This is a genomic window from Aquabacterium sp. A08 (genome assembly GCF_011742065.1).
Window position 1 is genome coordinate 1 of sequence record NZ_JAAQQT010000311.1, and the last position, 602, is coordinate 602.

Sequence of the window (602 nt, forward strand, 5' to 3'; positions counted from 1 at the left end):
CAGCGGCGCCAGGCCCAGTCCACCGAACTCCAGATCGACCGGGCCCTGGAATGGAAAACCTCGGCCGCCACCCCGGCGGCCCCGCCCGAGTTCACACCCGCCCGGTCGCGCCTGGAACGGGTGCTGCAGGACCTGCTGCGCTCGTCCTTTGGCAAAGCCCTGTTGGCCGAAGAGGACCTGACCCTGCTGGAACAGGCGGGCTGGGACGACGAACGCCACCGGGCCTATTACGTGGGCACGCGAGTGGGCGGCGCGGCGCTGCTGACCCTGCTGGCCCTGAGCTTGGAACATTCGGCCCCGATCCGCGAACTCATGGCCGGCTTCCTGGGCTTTGCTGCGGGCCTGCTGCTCCCCAAATGGATGCTGCGCGCCCGGGCCAAATCGCGCCACGCCCAGTTGCACAAGGAAATTCCGCTGCTGGTGGACCTGCTGCGCCTGCTGCAAGGCACCGGCATGAGCCTGGACATGAGCCTGCGCGTCACCGCCAGCGATTTTCAGGACATCCTTCCGGTGCTGGCCCGCGAGCTCGACATCGCCAACCGCCAGTACGCCGCCGGCCGCAGCCGCGCCGACTCGCTGCGGCGGCTGACCCGCCTGTACGG

1 pseudogene is annotated in these 602 nt (G+C 69.6%); it reads left to right on the plus strand.

The annotated features are described in order from the left end of the window. Window positions 1–602, plus strand: a pseudogene (locus HA630_RS26960) (type II secretion system F family protein); the annotation flags it as partial.